Source organism: Amycolatopsis sp. NPDC058986, assembly GCF_042741125.1.
In the GTDB taxonomy this organism is placed as follows: domain Bacteria; phylum Actinomycetota; class Actinomycetes; order Mycobacteriales; family Pseudonocardiaceae; genus Amycolatopsis.
In genome coordinates this window covers 112,975-134,878 of sequence record NZ_JBHYJW010000016.1, presented here as the reverse complement: position 1 = coordinate 134,878, position 21,904 = coordinate 112,975, and the positions used below count along the sequence as shown (strand labels likewise).

The following is a 21,904-nucleotide window of genomic DNA, read 5'->3' as shown; positions in this document are numbered from 1 at the left end:
GGCGGCGTTCGAAGTGATTCAGAACCTGCTGGTCGCCAACCGCGGCGAAATCGCCCGCCGCGTGTTCCGGACCTGCCGCGACTCCGGGATCGGCACCGTCGCGGTGTTCTCCGACGCCGACGCCGGGACACCGCACGCGACCGAGGCCGACGTCGCCGTCCGCCTGCCGGGCAATGCCCCTTCCGAGACGTACCTGCGTGCCGATCTGCTCGTCAAGGCCGCCGCCGGCAGCGGCGCGGACGCGATCCACCCTGGGTACGGGTTCCTGTCCGAGAACGCCGCGTTCGCCCGTGCCGTCCTCGACGCGGGGCTGACCTGGGTCGGGCCGCCACCGGAAGCCATCGCGACGATGGGCTCCAAAGTGGAGTCCAAGCGGCTGATGGCGGCCGCCGGGGTTCCCGTACTGTCCGAACTGGACCCTGGCGAGGTCACCGAGGCCGATCTTCCCTTGCTGGTCAAGGCGTCCGCCGGTGGCGGCGGACGCGGCATGCGTGTGGTCCGGAAGCTGGACGAGCTCGCGGAAGCCGTCGAGAGCGCCCGTGCCGAGGCCGGTTCGGCCTTCGGCGATCCGACCGTGTTCTGTGAGCGGTACCTGGAGACCGGGCGGCACATCGAGGTCCAGGTACTGGCCGACACGCACGGCACGGTATGGGCGCTGGGGGAGCGGGAATGCTCGATCCAGCGGCGGCACCAGAAGGTCGTCGAGGAGGCGCCGTCCCCGCTCGTGGACGCCGCGATGCGCGAGGAGCTGTTCGAGGCGGCCCGCAAGGCGGCCAAGGCGATCGACTACGTCGGCGCCGGGACGGTCGAATTCCTCGCCGGGCCGGACGGCCGGTTCTACTTCCTGGAGATGAACACCCGGCTGCAGGTCGAGCACCCGGTGACCGAATGCGTCACCGGCACCGATCTCGTCGCGTTGCAGCTGCGCGTCGCCGAAGGCGCCCGGCTGCCCGCCGACCCGCCGCCGACCACCGGGCACGCCATCGAGGTCCGGCTCTACGCCGAAGACCCCGCCGAAGGCTGGCAGCCGCAGAGCGGAACACTGCACCGCTTCGATCTGTCCGATGTGGACCGTGAATTCGAGCACGGTCCCGGGCTGCGGCTCGACTCCGGTTTCGTGAGCGGGTCCGTCGTCGGCGTGCACTACGACCCGATGCTCGCCAAGGTGATCGTCTGGGCGCCGGACCGCGCCTCGGCGGCCCGGCGGCTGGCGAAGGCACTGGCCGGCGCGAAGATCCACGGCGTCGTCACCAACCGCGAGCTGCTGGTGAACATCCTGCGGCACGACGCCTTCCTCGCCGGGGAAACCGACACGGCGTTCTTCGATCGGCACGGGCTCGACGTCCTCGCGAAGTCACTGGCCACAGTGGACACGGAACGGCTCTCGGCACTCGCGGCGGCACTGGCGGACGCGGCGGGTAACCGGGCCGCCGCGACGATGTGGAGCAGGCTGCCCAGCGGCTGGCGCAACGTCCGCTCCGCGGGCCAGCGTAAGCGATTCTCCGCCGGGGACAACGAGTACGAGGTCGTCTACACGCTGACGAGGGACGGCCTGCGTGCCGAGGGCTACGACGACGTCACGCTCGTCAGTGCCGAGCCGGAACGTGTCGTCCTCGACGTCGCGGGTGTCCGGCGCACCTTCGACGTCGCACGCTACGGCGATAAGTCCTATGTGGACTCTGTGCTGGGGCCCATCGCGCTGAGCGTCGTGCCGCGCTTCGCCGACCCGGACGCCGCGCTGGCGGCGGGATCGCTCGTCGCGCCCATGCCGGGCACGGTGGTGCGGCTGGGCGCTCGGGTCGGCGACACCGTGGCGGCGGGGGATCCGGTGCTGTGGCTGGAAGCGATGAAGATGGAACACCGGATCACCGCCCCCGCCGACGGGGTGGTGACCGCACTTCCGGTGACGGTCGGGCAGCAGGTCGAAGTGGGCACGGTTCTGGCAGTGGTGGGAGACGAAGCGGTGGGAGACGGGGCATGACGATGAACTTCACCGAACCCGAGGAGCGGACCGAGCTCCGCAAGGCGGTGGCGGAGCTGGGGAAGAAGTACGGCGGCGAGTACTACATGAAGCAGGCTCGCGCCGGCGCCAAGACCGACGAGCTGTGGCACGAGGCCGGGCAGCTCGGCTACCTGGGCGTCAACCTGCCCGAGGAGTACGGCGGCGGGGGTGCCGGCATCGCCGATCTCGCGGCGGTGCTGGAGGAACTGGCCGCGGCGGGCTGCCCGCTGCTGCTCATGGTGGTGTCCCCGGCCATCTGCGGCACGGTGATCTCCCGGTTCGGCACCGAGGACCAGAAGAAGACGTGGCTGCCCGGCATCGCCGACGGCAGCAGGCGGATGGTCTTCGCGATCACCGAACCGGACGCCGGGTCCAACTCGCACCGGATCACCACCACCGCCAAGCGCGACGGCGACGGCTGGATCCTCAGCGGCCGCAAGGTCTTCATCTCCGGTGTCGACGAGGCCGACGCGGTCCTCATCGTCGGACGCACCGAGGACGCCAAGACCGGCAAGCTCAAGCCCGCGCTGTTCATCCTCCCCACGGACGCGCCCGGCTTCGAGTACACGAAGATCCCGATGGACATCGTGGCGCCGGAGAACCAGTTCTCGCTGTTCCTCGACGACGTCCACCTGCCCGCCGAGGCGCTGGTCGGCGAGGAGGACGCGGCGATCGCGCAGCTGTTCGCCGGGCTCAATCCGGAACGCATCATGGGCGCGTCGTTCTCCCTCGGCATCACCCGCTACGCGCTCGACAAGGCCGTGGGCTACGCCAACCAGCGACAGGTCTGGGGCGTCCCGATCGGCTCGCACCAGGGGCTCGCGCATCCGCTCGCGGAGATCAAGGTCGAGCTGGAACTGGCGAAGCTGATGACGCAGAAGGCCGCGACGCTGTACGACTCCGGTGACGACTTCGGCGCGGGGGAGTCGGCGAACATGGCGAAGTACGCCGCCGCCGAAGCCGCGATCCACGCCGTGGACCAGGCCGTGCAGACCCACGGCGGCAACGGCCTCGCCACCGAGTACGGCCTCGGCACGCTGCTGACGTCGGTGCGGCTGGGGCGGATCGCGCCGGTGAGCCGGGAGATGGTGCTCAACTTCGTCGGCCAGCACAGCCTCGGCCTTCCCAAGTCGTACTAGGAGCCGCTTTGTCTACTTTGGACGGTAAGACCATCATCATGTCCGGCGGCAGCCGGGGCATCGGCGAGGCCATCGCGCTGCGCGCGGCCCGCGACGGCGCGAACGTCGCGCTGCTGGCGAAAACCGCCGAACCGCACCCGAAACTGCCCGGCACGATCCACACCGCGGCCAAGGCGATCGAGGAGGCGGGCGGGCACGCGCTGCCCATCGTCGGCGACGTCCGCGACGACGAGGGCGTCGCCGCGGCCGTCGCGAAGACCGTCGAGCAGTTCGGCGGGATCGACATCGTGGTGAACAACGCGAGCGCGATCGACCTGACCCCGACCGAGGCCGTCAGCATGAAGCGCTACGACCTCATGCAGGACATCAACGCCCGCGGCACGTTCCTGCTCTCGAAGCTCGCCATCCCGCACCTGCGCGCCGCGGCGAACCCGCACGTGCTCACGCTGTCGCCGCCGATCAGCCTCGACGAGAAGTGGTTCACCGCCGGGCATCTGGCCTACAGCATCGCGAAGTACTCGATGAGCCTGGTGACCGTCGGCCTGGCCGCGGAACTGAAAAAGGACGGCATCGCGGCCAACTCGCTGTGGCCGAGGACCACGATCGACACCGCCGCGATCCGCAACGTCGTCGGTGCCGAGCTGGCCTCGCGCAGCCGCACGCCGGAGATCATGGCCGACGCCGCGCACGTGGTCCTGACCAAACCGAGCCGCGAGGTCACCGGGAACTTCTTCATCGACGACGAGGTGCTGGCCGCCGAGGGCGTCACCGACTTCGCGAAGTACCGCATCGGGGGCTCCGAGGAGGATCTGCAGCTCGACTTCTGGGTCGAGCCGTCCTGATGCTGCGGGAACCCCAGCGCGAAACCCCGCGCGAACCCCAGCAGGAACGCAGCCGGACGACGCGGCGGCGGCTCGTCGAGGCCGCCGTCGACTGCCTGGCCGAGCGGGGCTGGAACGGCGTCACCGTCGGCGTGATCGCCGAACGGGCCGGGGTCTCCCGAGGTGCGGCGCAGCACCATTTCCGCACCCGGGAGGACCTGGTCGCCGCCGCGGTGGAGATGCTGGGCGAGGCCCAGATCGACGAGCTGCGCGCGCAGGCCGCCGACGTGCCCGAAGGGGCATCGCGGTTCCAGCACGTCGTCGACATGGTGCTGAACATTTACACCGGAACGATGTTCCGCGCCGCGCTCCAGCTGTGGGTGGTGGCCTCCACCGACGCGTCGCTGCGCGCGACCCTGGTGCCGCTGGAGGCCAGGGTCGGGCGGGAAGCGCACCGGGTGACCGTCGAACTCCTCGGCGTCGACGAGTCGCGGCCCGGCGTCCGCGAACTGGTCCAGGCCACTCTCGATCTCGGGCGTGGCCTCGGCCTGGCGAACCTGCTGACCGACGACACCCGCAGGCGCCGCCGCGTCGCCCGCGAATGGGCGCACACCCTGGAGGAGAAGCTGGCAGGAACCGGACCTGTCCCGGAAACGTCTGAAAAACTGGCTAACACCAATGGCCCAATGAGCGATAACTCAGGGTAAGTGCCACACGAGGAAGGTCAGTCCGGTGTCCGGATCTGGGGAAACAGTCGAGCTCACCCACCGCGCGATCGCGATGTTGAAGGCGGTGGCAGCCGGACGGGCGACGATGTCGTGCAGCTGTGAACCGGACCTGTTCATCGACGGTTTCGCCTGCTGCGATCAGATGACCGCGCACGCGCTGGCCCACGCCGGGTACATCCGTCCCGCCACCGAGACCGCCACCGGCTGGGTGCCCGCCACGCTGACCGAGGCGGGCCAGGCCGCGATCGCGGTCAAGGTCGCGGCCTGAGCCGACCCGTCACGGGCGCTCCCCGGCGGCGGCGAGGACGTCGAGGATCGCCCGCGTGACGTCGTCCGGCCGGTCGGTGTGCAGCGAGCTGTGCCCGCCGCTGTCCAGGACCACGTGCTTGCCGCCGGGCGCCGCCACTTCGCCGTAGAGACGCAGCTTCGCGTCATTCTGCGCGGCGAGGTCCTCCTCCGACAGGAACAGCGCCTGGCCGGGGTCGATGCCGAGCGCGGTGACGACGGCGAGCGGAACGTCGGGAACCGGCCCGCCGTCGCGCAGTTCCCCGGTGACGGCGAGGGCGGTCCGATTCTCCTCCATGCCGCGCAGCAGCAGGGCGGGGTCGAGATGCCGGGTGACCGCCTGCTCGCGGAGTTCGTCCGGCCATTCCGCGAAGGCCCTGGCGAAGATGCCGCGGAAGTGCTCGACCAGTTCGTCGGTGAACTCCGGCATGGACTCGCTCGCCGGAGCCTGGGTGGACAGGCGCAGCGGCTCCGGCATGACCCGGTCCCAGTCCTCGTGCAGGGGCTCGAGCAGCACCAGCCCGGCGACGAGCTCCGGGTGACGTTGCGCGAACCGGCGGGCGTACGCACCGCCGAGGGAGTGGCCCACCAGCACGTACGGCACCGGGATTTCCGCTGTGCCCAGGAGTTCGACCAGTTCGTCGACGACCTGGGCCGCGGTGCGCGGCCAGTTCGCCGCCTCGCTCCAGCCGGTGCCGCCGCGGTCGTAGAGCACCGACGTCGTGTGCCCGGCGAGGCGCCGGTGCAGGTTCCAGTAGTCCAGGCCGGTGAGCCCGGCGCCGGGCAGGAACACCACGCTCGGCGCGCCTTCCCCCGCCCGGTCGAGCATCAGCTGCCTGCCGTGCACGCGGTAGTACCGGCCGATGGGCGGGTGCTGTGGCGACATCGGGTCCCTCCCTCATTGATCTCGATGGTGAGAATGATATCAGTTATGAGATCATTGCCGCGTGGACACCATGACGCTGCTCCTGCACCCGGTCCGGCTGCGCATCGTGCAGGCCGTCGCCGACGAGCGGGTCTTCACCACCGCGCAACTCTGCGACCGGCTCCCCGACGTGTCCAGGGCGACCGTCTACCGGCAGCTTGCGCTGCTCGCCGACGGCGGCCTGGTCGAAGTGGCAGGCGAGCAACGGATCCGCGGCGCCGTCGAGCGCAGTTACCGGCTCCGGCGCGGCCACGCGGTCATCCCCGCCGAGGAGGCCGCCCGGATGACCGCCGACGAGCACCGGCGCGGGCTCGCCGCGGTCGTCGCGTCGCTGCTCGCCGAGTTCGACGTCTATCTCGCCCGCGACGGTGCCGACCCGTTCACCGACGGCGTCTCGTACAAGCAGTTCTCGCTCTGGCTCGACGAGGAGGAACGCGCGAGCCTGACCGCGGAGGTCCGCGCGGCCATCGCGGCGCGGGTCGGCAACCGGCCGCGAACGGGACGGACCCGGCACCTGCTCGCGCCGATCTTCTTCCCGGCGGAGCCGGGGCCGCCGTCCTGACCGCGGCGCGACCCGCCGGATGGCGGAGCAGTGATCTCGCCCTCACTCGTTCGGCCCAGCGATCGCGGGAGATCTTTTCTGTTCAGCTCCGGTACCACGACAAACGCGGACGGCGGGCGGACAAGAACTGTCAACGCCCCTTCCCCCGCAGGCCCAGGGCCGGAACCGGACCACCACGGCCTCGTGGATCATGATAAAAAACGGGCCCCGATCCGTTCCGTGGCAAGGCGAAGGGTGAGGCGAGAAGTCGTGAGCGCGGCAGCCCCCATCCGCCGTCGTACCCGGATTCCCGGCTGTGTCCCGACTTTTCGCCTACCGCGACTCAGGAGTTCGTGAGCCCTCGTGCAGAGTAAAGATGAGTCCGGCAAGGCATACGACAAGTCGATCCGCAAGAGGCTTACGCGCACTGTTCTCATCCCCAGTGTGACGCTGCTGGTGCTGTGGACCGCGGTCTCGTCGTACTTCTTCATCAACGGCCTGTATGTGCGGCTGGTCGCGGTGTCCGTGCGCGAGGTGTCGATCCCCGCGGTCACCGCGCTGTCGTCGCTGCAACAGGAACGCCAGGCCGCCCTGCGCTACCTGGACAATCCCGCCGGCGGCCAGTCGCGGTTGCAGGCACAGCAGAAGAGCACCGACGAGAAGCTGGACGGGTTGCGCGCGGCGCTGGACTCGGCGATTTCCACCGCGCCCGACGAGATCGCCACCAAGGTCACCGCGCTGAAGCGCCAGTTCGAGCAGCTGCCGGTGCTGCGCTCGCAGGTCGGCTTCCGCAGCATCGACCGCGCTCAGGTCAACGGCTACTACAACGGCGTGCTGGACACCGCGGCGAACCTGTTCGACACCCAGGCGCGCGTCGTGCCCGACGCCACGGCGGTGCAGGGCGCGATCTCCGCGACCTCGGTCTTCCGCGCCGGCGACCTGATGTCGCGCGAGACGTCGCTGGTGTCCTCGGCTTTCACGGCGGGCACGTTCGCCCCCGACGACTTCCTCCAGTTCACCCAGCTGTCCGGCTTCTACCGCACCCAGCTGAGCCAGATCGCGCCGTTCCTCGAACCGGAAATGCGCGACCGCTACCAGGCGCTGGTGGCGAGCGACGCCTGGAAACGGTTGGAGAACAGCGAAAACCTCCTGGTCAAACACGGCCCGTGGGCACGCGGCGAGCAGAACACCGTGCCGGTCACCGAGTCCGATTGGGACAGTGCGACCACCCAGGTTTCCCGCGCCCTCACCGATCTGACCATCGGGCAGGCCGACAAGGTCTCCGCCGCCGCGATCGACGACGGGAACGCCCAGCTGCGCAACGCGATCATCGGCAGTGTGATCGCGCTGCTCGCCTCGCTCGCGGCGATCATCGTCGCGGTGCGGGTGTCCCGCTCGCTCGTCGACCGCGCGCTGATGACGCGTCTCGAACGCCTGCGCGCCGACTCGCTCGACCTCGCCCGCAACCGCCTGCCCGGCATCGTGGACCGGCTCAAGAACGGCGAACCCGTCGATCTGTCGGAGGAACTGCCCCGGCTCGACCACGGCCGCGACGAGATCGGCCAGGTGGCCGAGGCGTTCAACGTCGCCCAGCTGACCGCCGTCAACGCGGCGGCGAGCGAGGCGAAGGCTCGCAGCGGTGTGCACAACGTGTTCCTCGGTATCGCGCACCGCAACCAGGTCCTGGTCCACCGGCAGCTGCAGATCCTCGACGAGATGGAGAGCAGGGAGGAGAACTCGACCCAGCTGGCCTCGCTGTTCCAGCTCGACCACCTCGCCGCCCGTGCGCGCCGCACCACCGAGAACCTGATCATCCTCGGCGGCAAGCAGCCCGGCCGCCGCTGGCGCAAACCGGTGTCCCTGATGGAGGTGCTGCGCGCCGCGGTGTCGGAAACCGAGCAGTACTCCCGGGTCCAGGTCGACCAGGTCGCGGACGTCGCGATCGTCGGGTCGGCCGTCGCCGACACCATTCACCTGATCGCCGAGCTGGTCGACAACGCCACGTCGTTCTCGCCGCCCGGATCCCCGGTCGAGGTGACCAGCCGGGAGGTCGCCCGCGGCGTAGTGGTCGACGTCTCCGATCAGGGGCTCGGCATGAAGGAAGGCATCCGCGAGTGGGCCAACGCGATGATGGCCGAGGCCCCCGAATTCGACGCGATGGCCCTGCGCGCGGACTCCAGCCTCGGGTTGTTCGTGGTGGCACGCCTGGCATCCCGGCTCGGGATCACCGTCACGTTCGACATCTCGCGCTACGGCGGCACCCGTGCCACGGTCCTGGTCCCCACCCGGCACCTTGCCGGGGAACAACCGGAGGAACCGGACGGAGCGGAGCCGGGGAACGGATCGACGCAGGAGGACACCGTGGTCGTCGAGCCGGTGGGCGCCCCGAGTCCCACCCCACGGAAGCGGGAGCGCGAATCCCATTCGTTCACCGGCCAGATCCCGGTGGTGCGGGAGACGAAGCCACGGCCTTACCCGGCACACGCGCTGACCCCGCCCGATGCTTCCGTTGCCGAAGCGAGCGACGCCGCACCGGACGCCGCGAGCGCGGAATCCGCCGACGATCGGCCCCGGCTGCCCCGGCGCGAACCGCAGCAGAATCTCGTCGCCCAGCTCCAGGACGATCCCGACGAGGGCGGCTTGTTCGACGGGGGTGGCGCCAGCGAGGCGACCGCGCGCACGTTGACCGCCTTCCACAAGGGAACTCGCAGGGGGCGCGCCGAGACCGACGAAGCCTAGCGCCGCGGGCACCCCGGAAAGTCCACAAAGGAACGTCCACAGAGGAAAGTCAAGGTCTGTTCGCATGAACGAGTACGGGAACTCCAAACCCGATCTCAACTGGCTTCTCGACGACGTCGTCAGCCGTGTCGTCGGCGTGCAGAACGCCATCGTGCTGTCCGCCGACGGGCTGCTGATGGGCAAGTCGGCGGGGATGAGCAAGGACGACTCGGACCAGCTCTCGGCGATCGCGTCGAGCCTGCAGAGCCTCGCGAAGGGGGTGAGCAGGCAGTTCAACCGCGGGCAGGTGCTGCAGAACATGATCGAGATGGAGCGCGGGTACTTCTTCGTCTCCGCCGCCGGGCAGGGCGCCTGCCTCGCCGTGCTCGCCGGGGAGAACACCGACGTCGAGATGATCGCCTACGAGATGAGCCGCCTGGTGAAACGGGTCGGCGACTATCTGACCATCGGCCCGCGCGAGGCCGCTACGGTGCTGCGGGAGGCCACGTGAGCGACGCTTGCGAGCGAACCATGGATGTCATGCGCCAAAAGGGATTCAACACTGTCTCGCGGAGCGAGGCGATCGCGTGAGCGACGCTTGCGAGCGAACCATGGATGTCATGCGCCAAAAGGGATTGAACACTGTCTCGCGGAGCGAGGCGATCGCATGAGCGGCGAGATCAGCTGGTACGACGAGGCCGCCGGGCCGCTGGTACGGCCCTACACCATCACCAGCGGCCGGACGCCGTCCGAGCAGGCGTGGCTCGACCTGTCCACCCAGGTGATGACGCTGAAGTCCGCGCAGGAGCCGGTGGGGCTGGGGCCCGAGCACACCGCGATCGTGCGGTTGTGCCGCGAACCGTTGTCGGTCGCGGAAATCGCGGTGTTCGTGAAGCTGCCGCTCGGCGTCGTCCGGGTGCTGTGCGGTGACCTGATCGAACGCGGCCTCGTCCTCACCCGTTCCCCGTCGCGGCAGCCGTTGCACGCGCCGGACCACGAGACTCTTCAGGCGGTGCTCGATGGCCTCATCAAGCTCTGAGGGCAAGGGGATGGACATGATCCCCGTGCCGGTCAAGATCATCGTGGCCGGTGGGTTCGGGGCGGGGAAAACGACGCTGGTCGGTTCGGTCAGCGAGATCCCGCCACTGTCCACAGAGGAGGTACTGACCGAAGCCAGCGACGGCGTCGACGATCTGTCCGGATTGGACCGCAAGAAGACCACCACCGTCGCGCTCGACTTCGGCCGGATCACCATCTCGACGCGGCACGTGCTGTACCTGTTCGGCACCCCGGGCCAGGAACGCTTCTGGTTCATGTGGGACGACCTGGCGCGCGGCGCGATCGGGACCATCGTGCTCGTGGACACCCGGCGGCTGGAATCCAGCTTCGCCGCCATCGACTTCTTCGAACGCCGCAAGATTCCCTTCATCGTCGCGGTGAACTGCTTCGACGGCGCGCCCCGCTACACCGCCGACGAGGTCCGCGAGGCCCTCGTCATCCCGGACCGGGTGCCGATCGTGATGTGCGACGCGCGCGACCGCGATTCCAGCAAGATCGTGCTGATCCGCCTGGTGAAACACGCCATGGCCGCCGCCCCGGTACGCGCCTAGAACGTCGGCTCGCGTACTGGGAAGGTCGGTTCACGTCCCCAGGGAGTCGGTTCACGAACCGACTCCCTGGGGACGCCATCCGACCATCCGGGTACGTGAGTTCGCTGGTGGGGTCAGGCGGGGGCCATGCGGAGGTTGAAGTGGCGCAGGATCTTCGGGGCCTCGACGATGCGGTAGCCGGGGACTTGTTCCGGGTTTTTGGCGATGTCGGCGAGTACGTCGGCGACGTAGTCGTAGTGGGCCTGCGTGTAGACCCGGCGTGGGAGGGCGACGCGGACGAGTTCGAACGGCGCGGGCGTCACGAGTTCGTTGTCGTCGTCCAGGGTGCCAAGGTAGAGCGAACCCAGTTCGACACACCGGATCCCGCCCGCCAGATACAGTTCGCAGGCCAGCGAGTGCCCGGGGAACCGGTTCGCCGGGATGTGCGGCAGCAGCCGCCCGGCGTTGAGGTAGAGCGCGTGGATCCCGGCCGGGCGCACGATGTCCACGCCCGCGGCGGCGGCCTGCTCGGCCAGCCGTGCGGCGTCCGCCGCGCGGGCGGCGAGGTAGTTCGGGTCGAGCACCTCGAGCACACCCTTGGCGACGCGGTCGAGGTCGTGTGCGCCGAGACCGCCGTAGGTCCGGAACCCCTCGGTGGCGATGAGGTTCGTTTCGCAGCGTTGCGCCAGTTCGCCGTCGTTCAGCCCGATGAACGCGCCCATGGGGGAGATGCCGTCCTTCTTCAGGCTGGCGACACAGCCGTCGACGAGGCCGAACGCCTCTTCGGCGACCTCGCGGGGCGTGCGGCCCTGGTAAGCGCTTTCCCGCTGGGTCACCAGCCAGGCGTTTTCGGCGAACCGCGCGGCGTCGAGGAAAATCGGCACGTTGTGCGCGCGGCACAGCCTGCTCGCCGCGGTGAGGTTGGCCATCGACACCGGCTGCCCGCCGCCGCCGTTGTTCGTGATGGTGATCAGCACCATGCCGATCCGGTGTTTCTCCGGACCGGTCAGCAGCCGCTCCACGGCGTCGAGATCGATGTTGCCCTTGAACGGCTCGTCGCTGTCCAGATCGGCGAACTCGGCGCACGGCAGGTCCCGCGCCTCGGCGCCCAGCAGCTCGACGTTCGCCCTCGTGGTGTCGAAATGCGTGTTGCTCAGCGAAATCCTGCCCGCCGCGAGCACGCTCGAGAACAGGACGCGCTCCGCGGCCCGGCCCTGGTGGACGGGCAGGACGTACGGGTAGTGCGTCAGCTCGCTCAGCGCGGTACGGAAGCGGTGGAAGGAATCGGAACCGGCGTACGAGCGGTCCGCGGCGGCCGCGGCGGCCTCCTGGGCGGTGGACACCGCGCCGGTGCCCGAGTCGGTCAGCAGGTCGATGGTGACCATGTTCGCCGGCAGGTTGAACGCGTTGTAGCCGGCCTCGGCGAGCGCGCGTTCCCGCTCCGCGCGGGTGGTGATCGGGATTTCGGCGACGACCTGGGCGCGATAGGGCGGGAAGGTGTGCAATTCAGTTCCTTAATAAACGGAGGCTGTAATAGACGGAGTCTTAATTGGCGGGAACGGGGTGGCAGGTTGTCAACGTTGTCAGCTTGGTTCGCCGAGCAAGGTGCGGCGCCCCGGTGGCATGACCTGATAGGCCTCGGAGGACAGATATACGGTAATTCCGGCGCCGATATCTCCTAACCGAAGCGAAACGTGCGCGATCAGACCAACGCCGTGTCTCAGTGGCCTTTCCGTGACCGCGTCGATGGCTTTGTCCAGTATCGTTCCATCGAGGTCGTACTGCGCCATGATGGCCAGTACCCTGGCGCGGGCCACTTCGTCGTCGGGGACGTAGCTTCGAATGGGGAGGTAGAGACTGTAATTGCTGGGACGGCCTTCGTCTCCCTCGACGAAGGAATAGCTCGAGATGAGCGGCCGCCCCTCGAACGGCCCTTTTCCGCCGCCGAGCACGGCGCAGAATTCGCGGATGTGCAACGGGTCGACGCCGGGTACGAGCTCGGCGGCACGCTCGACGTCGGCGGACTCGGCGGCCTCGTGCGAGACGTACACCTTGACCCGTGACAGCGGGCCGCCGTCGAGGTCCAGCGCGAAGAAGGCGAAGTTGTCCAGTTCCCCGCGGGGCAGTGCGTGCTCGATGACCGGATCGAAGGCGGCGTCGATGCCCAGCCGCCGGAAACCCTCGTTGACCAGGGAATCAGCCATGGTGGGACCGCTGATCTGCGGATTGAGGTAGACCTTGATCTTGGGTTCGTGGCCGGGCCGGAAGATCAGCGAGTACCACATCGTGAACGGGCCCTGCCGTTCCTCGTGGGGGAGGAACAGGTCGGCGATCGCGTCCAGCCTGCGGGTGTCGAGCCGGTACGGTTCCGCGACGGTCCCGAGGAACTCGCCCGGTGTTCTGGCCCCGACGTTTTCCCCGAGTACTCTCACCACGTATTCGCCGGTCGCGTCGAAAGCGAGGGAGAATTCGATCGGGGTAGTGTCGTCGGCTACGTTCGAATTCCACCCCGGTGGCGTCGCGACGCTGTTTTCGCCGCCGGGTCCGAGTAAACCTTCGAGCAGTTCCAGATGCCGCCGGTCCTTTCCGTCGAAACCGGCCACCCGGCAAAGCCGGTCAAGTTGTCCGCCGGTGTGTTCGTAGAGTGACAAATCCGTTGTCGACACACCCGCTCTGGCCATGGTAGTGCGCTCACCGCTCATTCGTGCTGTCGGCCCGGACCGCGCCGCCGTGATCCGGTGGCGCGGTTTCGAGGTCGTCACGAGATTAAACGGTGCATTCTCCGAAGCGCTACCCCAGGCGCCGGGACGTCGTGATGATCACGTGGTTCCCCAGCGTGCGTTCGCCTCGGCAAGTTCACCTGAACATCATCTGGACAGAATGACGAACTGTCGCTAGTGGACCCGGCGGTCTGTCGTCGCCGGACCCCGTCGTGCACGGACGGTGTCCATTGTGGCTCGCGATCTTCGGGGAAGATGTGACCAAGAACACGTGTCCGGAGGCCGCGCGAGGCCGTGCCTGACATGCCGGGCGACGCGTCAGGTACGGCCCCGCGCGGCGGGTCTCAGCCGGTGTAGCCTGCCACGATCTTGGTGAAGTCGTACTTGCCCTGGGAGATCCCGCTGCATTCGCCGCCGCCGGAGCAGTCGCGGTTGGTGGCCCAGAAGGTGAACCGGGCCAGGTGGTGACCGGCCGCGTAGTCCCGGATCGCCTTGAAGTTCGCGACCGTGACGACTTCTCCCGCGTTGTCGGTCTTGCCGTTCATCGAGGACAGTCCACTGTGCCGGTAGGCCACGTCGTCGTTCCAGCCGAACGTCGTCTTGAGCTGGTTCTTCAACCCGTCGACCGCGCTCTTCGTGTGCGCGGCCATGTCCCCGCCGTTCGAGAAGTCGAAGGGCATGACCGACCACACGTCGACGTTCGCGCCGATCGCCTTGGCCTGGTTGATGAGCCGTTTGCCCCAGGTGTTCGGGCCGGTGGTCTCGGTGCCGATGGTGATCACCACGCGCAGCCCGGGATTCTTCTGCTTGGTGAGCTTGACGGCGTTGAGGATGCGGTCCTGCACCGCCGCGTTCTCGAACTCGTCGGTGTTCTCGATGTCGAGGTCGATGGCCTTGAGCTTGTAGGCGTCGATCACCTTCTGGTACGCGCCGGCGAGCGCGCTCGCCGAGCTGCACTTGGCGCCGAGCTTCGTGCCGGACCAGCCGCCGAAGGAGGGGATGACGTCCCCGCCCGCGGACCGGATCTGGTTGATCATCGTGGCGTCCGAGCCGGTCAGCGCGCGGGTGCCGTCCCATTTGGGGGTGCAGCCGCCGTCCGACAGCATGAACGCGAGAGTAAACGCTTTCACGCCGGTCGCGGACATGGCCGCGGAGGCGCTCGTCTGACCGCCCCATTGGTAGAGGTAGGGCGAGGCGAGCACGGGATCCGGGGCCGCGCTCGCGGCGGGGGCGAGGCCGACCGCGGTGACGGCCGCCGCACCGGCGGCAGCCGCGAGGGTGGCCAGGCGACGCAGGGTTTTCATAGGCCCTCCAACGAGTTCACGCACCTCGACGGGCGTGCTGGGGTGGAGCGCCTCCGGTGCCTGATGCGGCGGGATCAGCAGGAGGTCACTGTGTGCTCACACACCGTGGACTAGACCAATGTGCTTGTCAACGCTCCCGATGAGAGGGAAGCCGCGTACTCGACGTGCCCGCCCGGCTGCGGCGCGTGGCGGTGTGACCAGGACAGATGCCCCTGAAGGCGGAGTGACACCAGCCGGGGCGACCGGCTACTTTGCCGTGATGGTGGGGGAATCCGCGATGGCAGCCGGGAACGGGCGCCGTCGCGGCCGGGTCCCGCTGATCGCCGGGGCCGCGGACTGGGCGCTGTGGCGGCTGCCGCGCCGCGGGCTGGTCTGGTATCTCCTCGCCGTCGACGTCGTGGCCGTGGCGGGCACCGCGCTCGCCGCAGTCCGGTTCCCGCCGTCTCGGCCGGTCCTGCTGCCGTTCGTCGTGCTCCTCGCCGGATTACTGGTCTGCGCGGAGCTGTGCCGGACAGTCGAGCGGGTTCGGGTGGACGTCCTTGACTCCGGCATCGACCTTCCGTGGATCTTCGCCGGTGTGCTGATCCTGCCGCCAGGGCCCGCCGCCGGGCTGGTCGTGATCTCGGGCGCGTATCGCTGGCTCCGCGTGCGTCGCCGGCTGCCGCACCGGCAGGTTTTCGGTGTGGCCGCGACGGTCTGCGCGGCGGTGCTCGCGTCCGCGTTCCTCGGTCTCACCGTGGGCGATCCGCTGTCCGGGATCGGCGCCGATTCCCGCGTCGTCGGGCTGATTTTCGCGTCGGGCCTGGTGTTCTTCCTGGTCAATGCCGCTCTGGTGCGCGTGCTCGGCGCCGCGGCGCCGTCCGGGTACGCCTTCGACGCGGCGATGGTCGCGCTGGGTGTCGTCCTCGCTGTGGTGCTGGTGGGTGCCCCGCTCCTGGTGCCGCTGCTCGCCGGTGCCGTCGTGGTCCTGCACCGCGGTTCGCCTGCCCGGGGGCGCGGAGAGGTCACGCTCGACTCGCTCACCGCGGTGCTCACCGCCGAATCCTGGCGGGAGGCGGCGAAAGCGGAGGCCGCCCGGCTGCGGCGAGGTCCCGGCGCGGCCGCGCTGCTGCTGGACCTCGACCGTTTCGGTCAGCTCAACGACTGGCACGGCCGTGGGATCGGCGACGCCGTGCTGCGCGCGGTCGCCGACGCCCTGCGTGCCGAGGTCCGTTCGGCCGATCTCGTCGGACGTTCGGGTGGCGGGGAGTTCGTGGTCCTGCTGCCCGCCACCGGCCGGTTCGACGCGCTGGCCATCGCGGAACGGTTGCGGCTGCGGGTGGCGGCCACCGCCGTTTCGCTCAAGTCGGCGGGCGACGCGCCGCAGTTCGCCGGGACGACCGTGTCGATCGGGGTGGCCGCGCTTCCCGGTGACGGGGACACTCTTGACGATGTCCTCGCGGCGGCGCGGGGAGCGCTGGGCCGCGCGAAGCGGTCCGGGCGGAATCGGACTGTGTGTGCCGAGACCGGTCCGGCCGCTTAGCCGACGGTGATGGCGTCGAGCTTTTCGCGGAGGTAGTCGGCGGCGATGACGTCCGGATACGCCGTGTGGCCGATCGGCGGGCCCAGTGAGGTGATGCGGGCGTCGTGATCGGTCTCGTAGAAGAAGATCAGCGACACCAGGTCCTCGTCGGGGGCGTTCGCGTCGGGCGGGAGGACGCGGTGGCGGGTGGAGCGCCAGCGGCCGCCGGTCCAGCGGGCCATCAGGTCGCCGATGTTGACGGTGAACGCCGCCGGGTCGAACGGCGCGTCCTCCCATCGCCCGTCGGACGTGCAGACCTGCAGCCCGCCCAGCCCGGCCTGGCGGTCGAGCACGGTCACGGTCCCGAAGTCGGTGTGCGGGCCGATGCGGAACTGGTCCGGCGCCGGCGTTCCGACGTGGGTCATCGGCGGGTACCAGTTGACGTTGAAGGTGTACGTCGGGTGGCCGGTGTGCCGGGTGAAGTGGTCTACCTCCAGGGAAAGCGCGACGGCGAACGCCGTCAGCAGTTCGTCCGAAAGGGCGCGCATGCGTGCCATGTACTCGTTCGCGGCGGCCTCGAGTTCCGGGACCTCGGCGGGCCAGACATTGCGCTGGAACCAGAAACCGTCGATGGCCGGGTTTCCGACGCCGGTGTCGGCGCCGGACGAGTACGACTCCTTGAGATCCGGCGGGGTCTCGGTGCCTTCGGCGTAGCCGTTCGCTTCGGCACCCGGCGGCAGCCAGCCACGACCGCCCACGGAAACCGCGTACCGCTGTTTGACGTCTTCGGGCAGCGCGAAGAACCGGCGTGCCAGTTCCCGAGTCCTGGCGCGCAGTTCGTCGGGGACGCCATGACCGGTGACGAGCAGGAAACCCGAATCCCGCAGCGCGCGGTCGAGTTCGGCGGCGACCGCGGCGCGGCCGGACGGGGTGCCCTCGAACCAGGGGGAGAGGTCGACGAGCGGAACGGACGACGGCATGGCGGCCCCTCAGTGACTGTCCGAAATGGATTCTTCGACGCCGATGTCCTCGAACCACAGTTCCGGGTGCTCGGCGATGAACGCGGTCATCAGCGCGACGCACTCGGCGTCGTCGAGCAGGGTGATCCCGACGCCGTTTTCGGCGAGCCAGTCGTGGCCGCCGTGGAACGTCGTGGCTTCGCCGATGACGACGTGGCCGATACCGAACTGCCGGACCAGTCCGCTGCAGTACCAGCACGGCGAGAGTGTCGTGACCATGATCGTGTCGCGGTAGTGCGGGCGGCGCCCGGCGGCGCGGAACGCCGCGGTCTCGGCGTGCATCGAGGGGTCGCCGTCCTGGACACGCCGGTTGTGCCCGCGGCCGAGCAGCGCGCCGCCGGTGGTGAACAGGGCGGCGCCGATCGGCACCCCGCCCTCGGACTTGCCCAGCAGGGCTTCCTCACGGGCGACGGCGAGCAGTGGCGCGGGGTCGAGTTCCTGCATGTGCCCACTCTCCGGTGCCGGGGAGCCGCTGGCAAGCCGGTGGGGGCCGGCCTGCGCCAAGGGGCACGTCCGGTCGAGGCGGGCGTGCCCCTCCTGAGGGAACGCGGGTCAGCAGTTGGCGTTCGTGGACTGGGCGCGGGTGTCCCACGCCGGGTTGCTGTCCGGTCCGTCGATCTCGACGTTGTTGACGTACCAGTAGTAGTGGCCGTAGTAGGGGCTGCCGAAGTGCAGTTCGTAGGTACCGCGGACCTTGGTGCGCATCGGCGCGGCGTAGATGTTCACCGCCTGGCGCGGACCGACGTCCTGCCGGATCTCGTCGGCCTTCGTGCTCGACCAGGTCCATTCGTGCCCGTACGACGCCTTGAAGCCGAGTTCGAAGCTCTTCCCGATCTTGACGTTGGCGCTGATCTCGACGCCGATACTGTTCGTCGTGCTCTGGGAGGACTCCCAGCGGATGACCCGCGTCGAGTTGCTCCCGGAGCAGTTCGTCGCGCCACCGGCGAGCTGGTACTGACCCCGGTACACCTGCGGGGAACCGGACGGGTGGAAGTCGCACACGTCGGTGCGGCCCTGGTTGCACTGGTCGAGCAGCTGCCGGACGGTCGGCTCGTCCTGAGTGGACGCCGCCGCGATACCCGGGGCCGCCGCCGTGGCCGCGACGGCGGCGAGGCTCGCCGCGAGGATTCCCGCTTTTCTGGTGGTATTGCGCATTTCTCTCCTCGTCTCAGCTGAGGCCGACGGTGACGGCCTGGTTGTCGATCTGGCTTCCCACGTCCGGGACGTTCCCGGTGTACGGGCCCTCGCGGGAGTTGTCCTCGCGGTAGAGCCAAACCCAGCAGTTCGCCCAGGACTGCACCGAGGAGATCCGCTTGCGCCAGAACCCTTGCAGATCGAGCCACCAGTCGACCTTGTCGTCCTTGACGCACGGTTTCGGGACGGTGATGGTCAGCGAAGCGCCGCCGTAACTCGGCTGATCGAACACCGTCGCGCCGATGACGTCACCGGAAACGCTCGCCAGTTGTCTGCCGTGGACGGTGGCTTCGGAGACGCTCCGGTAACAGCTGAGATTCTTCGAACCGGCCGAGTAGACGCAGTGTTCCGCCGCGGGCGCGGCGGAGGCGGCAGGGGTCAGCGTCATGGCGAGAACGGCGGCGGAGCCGGCCAGCACCGCCATTCGCTTTCTTCCGGTCTTTCCCGGGGAAATCCTCATCGCGGGCAGGCTCCTTTCCACGAGGCGGATACCTCGTGACCTGGGTCGATCACCGTGACGGCGCCGACTCTAGGGAGAAAATCCGTCGCGGTCCAGACTGGGATTAAGAGATTTTCCGACACGGGAAAACGGTGCGTATGAACAGTCGCTCATGACAAAAGGGGACAGTTCGGTGAGCGGTTCCCCGATCGTGGTGGGCAACAATACCGTGGTGCCGGTGACGTGTTACGTCCTGAACGACGCGTAGAGGACACTCAATGTCCCTTACGCGTCGTTCGCGACATTAAAACCGCGCGGTGAGTGTCTCGACGGGACTCCGTGGCTGTGCTGTCAGACTGCGGGCATGTACACGACCTCGGAGCGGTTGCTGCGGCTGCTGTCCCTCCTGCAGGCGCGGCGGGACTGGCCGGGCCCGGAGCTGGCGGACCGGCTCGGCGTCGACGTCCGCACCGTCCGCCGGGACGTCGAGCGGCTGCGGAACCTCGGCTACCCGGTGCACGCCACGTCCGGTGTCGCCGGCGGGTACCGGCTGGGTGCGGGTGCCGCGCTGCCGCCGCTGCTGCTGGACGACGACGAGGCGGTGGCGGTCGCGGTGGGACTGCGCACGGCCGCGAACGGCACGGTGGCCGGGATCGAGGAGTCGTCGGTGCGCGCGCTGGCCAAGCTGGAACAGGTGCTCCCGGCGCGGCTGCGGCACCGGGTGAGCGGGGTGCGCGCGGCCACGGTTTCACTGGGCGGGGGAGGGCCGGTGATCGATGCCGAGGTGCTGACGGCCGTCGCCGCCGCGTGCCGCGACCACCAGCGGCTGCGGTTCGGCTACGGCGACCGCGACGGCGTGGTCACCGAGCGGGAGGTGGAACCGCTGCGGCTGGTGCACACCGGGCGGCGCTGGTACCTCGTGGCGTTCGACGTCGGCAGGGACGGCTGGCGGACGTTCCGGGCCGACCGCGTCGACGGCGTCCCGGTGCCGGGGTTCCGGTTCACCCCGCGTGAACCACCCGCCGAGGATCTCGCCGCGTACGTGACGCGGGCGATCAGCTCGGCGCCCTATCCGCATCAGCTCGTGCTGCGGGTGGCCGCGCCGGCGGCCGTGGTCGCCGAGCGCGTCGGCCCCGCGGTGGGGACCGTCGAGGCGATCGACGAGGGCAGCTGCCGGGTGCGGACCGGGGCGCAGGGACTGGATCCCGTGCCGTTCCACCTGGCCCACTGGGATTTCGACTTCGTCGTGGAGGAGGCCCCGCCCGAACTCGTCGAACGGCTACGGCTGGTCGCCGACCGCTTCGCGCGAGCGATCCGCTGACGGGATCTCCGGTTCGTCCGTGGCCTGCTCCGGGACTTCGGGCCCGGCGGCGCGGGCGCGGCGGGCGAGGACCGCGATCGAGGCGAGCGAGATGACCGAAAGCACGATGATGTAGGCCGACACCGACATCGACGTCCCGGTGGATTCGAGCAGCAGCACCATGACGAACGGCGCGAGCCCGCCGCCGGCGACCGCGCTGATCTGGTAGCCGAGCGACGCGCCGGTGTAGCGCATCTTCGCCGTGAACAGCTCGGCGAAGAGCGCGGCCTGCGGCCCGTACATGATGCTCAGGAACAGGCTGCCGACGAAGCTGGCCACCACGAACCACAGCAACGACTTCGTGTCGATGAGCAGGAACATCGGGACGGCCCACAGCAGCAGCCCGGCCGCGCCGAAGGCGTAGATCCGGATCCGGCCGATCCGGTCGGAAAGTCCCGCCGCGAACGGGATCACGGCCAGCTGGGTGGTGCTGATGATCAGCGTCGCGGTGAGCACGGTGGTGCGGGACATGCCGAGGTCGCGCGTCGCGTAGTCGAGTGTGCCGGTGAGCAGGATGTAGAACGTCGCGGTGTTGACGGCGAAGGAGCCACCGGCGAGCAGCACGGTGCCGAGATGGTGGCGCAGGATGTCGCGCAGTGGCGAGGACGCGCGCTGCTGCGCGGCCAGTTTCGCTTCCGCCGCACGGTATTCCGGGGTCTCCTCGACGCGGGCGTGGATGTACCAGGCCAGCACGAGCACGAGAACGCCGACCAGGAACGGCAGCCGCCACGCCCAGGACAGGAAGTCGGCGGGCGGCGCGACGCGCGAGGCGATGAGGAAGACGGAGTTCGCGAGCACCACGCCGATCGGCACGCCGAGCTGGACGAGGCTGCCGTAGAGCCCGCGCTTGCCGGGCGGCGCGTACTCGGTGGCCAGCAGCATCGCGCCGCCCCACTGCGCGCCGACCGCGATGCCCTGGACCAGCCGCAGCAGTACGAGGATCAGCGGGGCCGCGATGCCGATCGAGGCGTAGGTCGGCAGCAGGCCGATGCCGGTCGTGGCCAGGCCCATCACCGCGATGGCCAGTACCAGCACGGGTTTGCGGCCGCGCCGGTCGCCCAGCGTGCCGGCGATGATCCCGCCGACCGGCCGGGCGAGGAAGCCGACCGCGAAGGTCGCGAAGGAGGCGAGGACACCGGCCGCCGGGTTCGCGGCGGGGAAGAAGGTCTTCCCGAACACGAGCGCGGCGGCGATGCCGAAGACGAAGTAGTCGTACCACTCGACCGAAGCGGCGAGTGAGGCCGCGGTCGCGGCCCGGCGGCGTTGTTTGATCGACAGGCTGGCGGCGGGGTCCGTCATGTTCGCGCCCTTCGTCCGAAGCAGGGACTTCGTGGTCCGGGCAAAGTAAGCAACCGCTCGGTATGTGGTCAACGTCTCAGCGCACTTTCTCGATACCGACCGGATACCGCGTCACCCTGATGGCGGCGAGCAAACTAGATTGCTAGCATGCTTGCATGGGTGCCGAAGTGAAGCAGTTCAACGTCTATCTGCCCGTGGACCTGATCAGGCAGGTGAAGCACTTCGCGATCGATCACGAGATGTCGCTCTCGGCGCTGGTCACCGAGGCGCTGCGCGCTCACCTCGCCGCCCATGGGCAGCAAGACGAAGACCGTTCGTGA

22 protein-coding genes are annotated in these 21,904 nt (G+C 69.2%); 13 read left to right on the top strand and 9 right to left on the bottom strand.

Annotated features, from left to right (window positions below; all coding sequences use genetic code 11):
- The first annotated feature begins 13 nt into the window (after positions 1-13).
- The 5 genes from ACFW0G_RS16935 to ACFW0G_RS16915 are packed head-to-tail and all read left to right on the top strand — an operon-like array spanning position 14 to position 4,958.
- Positions 14-1,981 carry an acetyl/propionyl/methylcrotonyl-CoA carboxylase subunit alpha gene (locus tag ACFW0G_RS16935; protein WP_378326203.1) on the top strand — a complete coding sequence of 656 codons (1,968 nt, stop codon included), beginning with the start codon at positions 14-16 and terminating at the stop codon, positions 1,979-1,981.
- Positions 1,982-1,983: 2 nt separating this feature from the next.
- On the top strand, positions 1,984-3,141 hold the full coding sequence (locus ACFW0G_RS16930) for an acyl-CoA dehydrogenase family protein (RefSeq protein ID WP_378326219.1): 1,158 nt from the start codon (positions 1,984-1,986) through the stop codon (positions 3,139-3,141).
- A gap of 8 nt (positions 3,142-3,149) precedes the next feature.
- The gene (locus ACFW0G_RS16925; protein WP_378326202.1) at positions 3,150-3,983 is read left to right on the top strand and encodes an SDR family oxidoreductase; all 834 of its coding nucleotides are present in this window, start codon (positions 3,150-3,152) and stop codon (positions 3,981-3,983) included.
- Positions 3,983-4,669: a TetR/AcrR family transcriptional regulator gene (locus tag ACFW0G_RS16920; RefSeq protein ID WP_378326201.1), complete on the top strand. Its 687-nt coding sequence runs from the start codon at positions 3,983-3,985 to the stop codon at positions 4,667-4,669. The genes ACFW0G_RS16925 and ACFW0G_RS16920 overlap by 1 nt, the downstream gene beginning before the upstream one ends.
- A 25-nt stretch (positions 4,670-4,694) precedes the next feature.
- Positions 4,695-4,958: a hypothetical protein gene (locus ACFW0G_RS16915; RefSeq protein ID WP_378326200.1), complete on the top strand. Its 264-nt coding sequence runs from the start codon at positions 4,695-4,697 to the stop codon at positions 4,956-4,958.
- Positions 4,959-4,967: 9 nt separating this feature from the next.
- On the opposite strand, the gene ACFW0G_RS16910 is transcribed toward ACFW0G_RS16915, so the two are convergent.
- Positions 4,968-5,861: an alpha/beta fold hydrolase gene (locus ACFW0G_RS16910; protein ID WP_378326198.1), complete on the bottom strand. Its 894-nt coding sequence runs from the start codon at positions 5,859-5,861 to the stop codon at positions 4,968-4,970.
- 70 nt (positions 5,862-5,931) lie between these two features.
- On the opposite strand from ACFW0G_RS16910, the gene ACFW0G_RS16905 reads away from it, so the two are divergent.
- The 5 genes from ACFW0G_RS16905 (at position 5,932) to ACFW0G_RS16885 (ending at position 10,769) form a co-directional block, all read left to right on the top strand.
- On the top strand, positions 5,932-6,462 hold the full coding sequence (locus tag ACFW0G_RS16905) for a helix-turn-helix domain-containing protein (protein ID WP_378326218.1): 531 nt from the start codon (positions 5,932-5,934) through the stop codon (positions 6,460-6,462).
- Between the two features lie 342 nt (positions 6,463-6,804).
- Entirely contained in the window at positions 6,805-9,180 is a 2,376-nt protein-coding gene (locus ACFW0G_RS16900; RefSeq protein ID WP_378326197.1) for a nitrate- and nitrite sensing domain-containing protein, read from the top strand.
- A 64-nt stretch (positions 9,181-9,244) separates the two neighbouring features.
- Complete coding sequence (locus tag ACFW0G_RS16895; RefSeq protein WP_378326196.1) at positions 9,245-9,670, top strand: roadblock/LC7 domain-containing protein; 426 nt, start codon at positions 9,245-9,247, stop codon at positions 9,668-9,670.
- Between the two features lie 156 nt (positions 9,671-9,826).
- Positions 9,827-10,198, top strand: coding sequence for a DUF742 domain-containing protein (locus ACFW0G_RS16890; protein ID WP_378326194.1), 372 nt, complete (start codon positions 9,827-9,829; stop codon positions 10,196-10,198).
- Between the two features lie 16 nt (positions 10,199-10,214).
- Positions 10,215-10,769: an ATP/GTP-binding protein gene (locus ACFW0G_RS16885; RefSeq protein WP_378326193.1), complete on the top strand. Its 555-nt coding sequence runs from the start codon at positions 10,215-10,217 to the stop codon at positions 10,767-10,769.
- A gap of 113 nt (positions 10,770-10,882) precedes the next feature.
- On the opposite strand, the gene ACFW0G_RS16880 is transcribed toward ACFW0G_RS16885, so the two are convergent.
- The 3 genes from ACFW0G_RS16880 to ACFW0G_RS16870 all read right to left on the bottom strand — a co-directional run bounded on the left by ACFW0G_RS16880 (position 10,883) and on the right by ACFW0G_RS16870 (position 14,772).
- Positions 10,883-12,253, bottom strand: a complete 1,371-nt coding sequence (locus ACFW0G_RS16880; protein WP_378326192.1) for a tryptophanase — start codon at positions 12,251-12,253, stop codon at positions 10,883-10,885.
- A gap of 78 nt (positions 12,254-12,331) precedes the next feature.
- A complete protein-coding gene (locus ACFW0G_RS16875) occupies positions 12,332-13,429 on the bottom strand; it encodes a tryptophan dimethylallyltransferase family protein (RefSeq protein WP_378326191.1) in 1,098 nt (365 codons plus the stop codon).
- 383 nt (positions 13,430-13,812) lie between these two features.
- Complete coding sequence (locus ACFW0G_RS16870) at positions 13,813-14,772, bottom strand: chitinase (protein WP_378326189.1); 960 nt, start codon at positions 14,770-14,772, stop codon at positions 13,813-13,815.
- A 259-nt stretch (positions 14,773-15,031) separates the two neighbouring features.
- On the opposite strand from ACFW0G_RS16870, the gene ACFW0G_RS16865 reads away from it, so the two are divergent.
- Positions 15,032-16,294, top strand: a complete 1,263-nt coding sequence (locus ACFW0G_RS16865) for a diguanylate cyclase (protein WP_378326188.1) — start codon at positions 15,032-15,034, stop codon at positions 16,292-16,294.
- Here ACFW0G_RS16865 and ACFW0G_RS16860 read toward each other — a convergent pair.
- From ACFW0G_RS16860 to ACFW0G_RS16845, 4 genes are all read right to left on the bottom strand, one after another.
- Entirely contained in the window at positions 16,291-17,253 is a 963-nt protein-coding gene (locus tag ACFW0G_RS16860) for an isopenicillin N synthase family dioxygenase (RefSeq protein ID WP_378326187.1), read from the bottom strand. The genes ACFW0G_RS16865 and ACFW0G_RS16860 overlap by 4 nt on opposite strands.
- 9 nt (positions 17,254-17,262) lie before the next feature.
- The gene (locus ACFW0G_RS16855) at positions 17,263-17,736 is read right to left on the bottom strand and encodes a nucleoside deaminase (RefSeq protein WP_378326186.1); all 474 of its coding nucleotides are present in this window, start codon (positions 17,734-17,736) and stop codon (positions 17,263-17,265) included.
- Between the two features lie 108 nt (positions 17,737-17,844).
- Positions 17,845-18,447 carry a hypothetical protein gene (locus tag ACFW0G_RS16850; protein WP_378326185.1) on the bottom strand — a complete coding sequence of 201 codons (603 nt, stop codon included), beginning with the start codon at positions 18,445-18,447 and terminating at the stop codon, positions 17,845-17,847.
- 13 nt (positions 18,448-18,460) lie between these two features.
- Positions 18,461-18,946: a hypothetical protein gene (locus ACFW0G_RS16845; RefSeq protein ID WP_378326184.1), complete on the bottom strand. Its 486-nt coding sequence runs from the start codon at positions 18,944-18,946 to the stop codon at positions 18,461-18,463.
- Between the two features lie 343 nt (positions 18,947-19,289).
- On the opposite strand from ACFW0G_RS16845, the gene ACFW0G_RS16840 reads away from it, so the two are divergent.
- Positions 19,290-20,246, top strand: coding sequence for a helix-turn-helix transcriptional regulator (locus ACFW0G_RS16840; protein ID WP_378326183.1), 957 nt, complete (start codon positions 19,290-19,292; stop codon positions 20,244-20,246).
- On the opposite strand, the gene ACFW0G_RS16835 is transcribed toward ACFW0G_RS16840, so the two are convergent.
- Positions 20,205-21,584 carry an MFS transporter gene (locus tag ACFW0G_RS16835; RefSeq protein WP_378326182.1) on the bottom strand — a complete coding sequence of 460 codons (1,380 nt, stop codon included), beginning with the start codon at positions 21,582-21,584 and terminating at the stop codon, positions 20,205-20,207. The genes ACFW0G_RS16840 and ACFW0G_RS16835 overlap by 42 nt on opposite strands.
- Before the next feature lie 155 nt (positions 21,585-21,739).
- On the opposite strand from ACFW0G_RS16835, the gene ACFW0G_RS16830 reads away from it, so the two are divergent.
- Complete coding sequence (locus ACFW0G_RS16830) at positions 21,740-21,904, top strand: CopG family transcriptional regulator (protein ID WP_378326181.1); 165 nt, start codon at positions 21,740-21,742, stop codon at positions 21,902-21,904.

Excerpts from the sequence above, each read along its gene's own strand:
- ACFW0G_RS16905 (WP_378326218.1), top strand. The coding sequence starts at position 5,932 with ATGACGCTGCTCCTGCACCCGGTCCGGCTGCGCATCGTGCAGGCCGTC.
- ACFW0G_RS16845 (WP_378326184.1), bottom strand. The coding sequence starts at position 18,946 with ATGAGGATTTCCCCGGGAAAGACCGGAAGAAAGCGAATGGCGGTGCTG.
- ACFW0G_RS16835 (WP_378326182.1), bottom strand. The coding sequence starts at position 21,584 with ATGACGGACCCCGCCGCCAGCCTGTCGATCAAACAACGCCGCCGGGCC.
- ACFW0G_RS16890 (WP_378326194.1), top strand. The coding sequence starts at position 9,827 with ATGAGCGGCGAGATCAGCTGGTACGACGAGGCCGCCGGGCCGCTGGTA.
- ACFW0G_RS16930 (WP_378326219.1), top strand. The coding sequence starts at position 1,984 with ATGAACTTCACCGAACCCGAGGAGCGGACCGAGCTCCGCAAGGCGGTG.
- ACFW0G_RS16840 (WP_378326183.1), top strand. The coding sequence starts at position 19,290 with ATGTACACGACCTCGGAGCGGTTGCTGCGGCTGCTGTCCCTCCTGCAG.
- ACFW0G_RS16875 (WP_378326191.1), bottom strand. The coding sequence starts at position 13,429 with ATGGCCAGAGCGGGTGTGTCGACAACGGATTTGTCACTCTACGAACAC.
- ACFW0G_RS16910 (WP_378326198.1), bottom strand. The coding sequence starts at position 5,861 with ATGTCGCCACAGCACCCGCCCATCGGCCGGTACTACCGCGTGCACGGC.
- ACFW0G_RS16850 (WP_378326185.1), bottom strand. The coding sequence starts at position 18,447 with ATGCGCAATACCACCAGAAAAGCGGGAATCCTCGCGGCGAGCCTCGCC.
- ACFW0G_RS16865 (WP_378326188.1), top strand. The coding sequence starts at position 15,032 with ATGGTGGGGGAATCCGCGATGGCAGCCGGGAACGGGCGCCGTCGCGGC.
- ACFW0G_RS16920 (WP_378326201.1), top strand. The coding sequence starts at position 3,983 with ATGCTGCGGGAACCCCAGCGCGAAACCCCGCGCGAACCCCAGCAGGAA.
- ACFW0G_RS16860 (WP_378326187.1), bottom strand. The coding sequence starts at position 17,253 with ATGCCGTCGTCCGTTCCGCTCGTCGACCTCTCCCCCTGGTTCGAGGGC.
- ACFW0G_RS16855 (WP_378326186.1), bottom strand. The coding sequence starts at position 17,736 with ATGCAGGAACTCGACCCCGCGCCACTGCTCGCCGTCGCCCGTGAGGAA.
- ACFW0G_RS16830 (WP_378326181.1), top strand. The coding sequence starts at position 21,740 with ATGGGTGCCGAAGTGAAGCAGTTCAACGTCTATCTGCCCGTGGACCTG.
- ACFW0G_RS16885 (WP_378326193.1), top strand. The coding sequence starts at position 10,215 with ATGATCCCCGTGCCGGTCAAGATCATCGTGGCCGGTGGGTTCGGGGCG.
- ACFW0G_RS16895 (WP_378326196.1), top strand. The coding sequence starts at position 9,245 with ATGAACGAGTACGGGAACTCCAAACCCGATCTCAACTGGCTTCTCGAC.
- ACFW0G_RS16870 (WP_378326189.1), bottom strand. The coding sequence starts at position 14,772 with ATGAAAACCCTGCGTCGCCTGGCCACCCTCGCGGCTGCCGCCGGTGCG.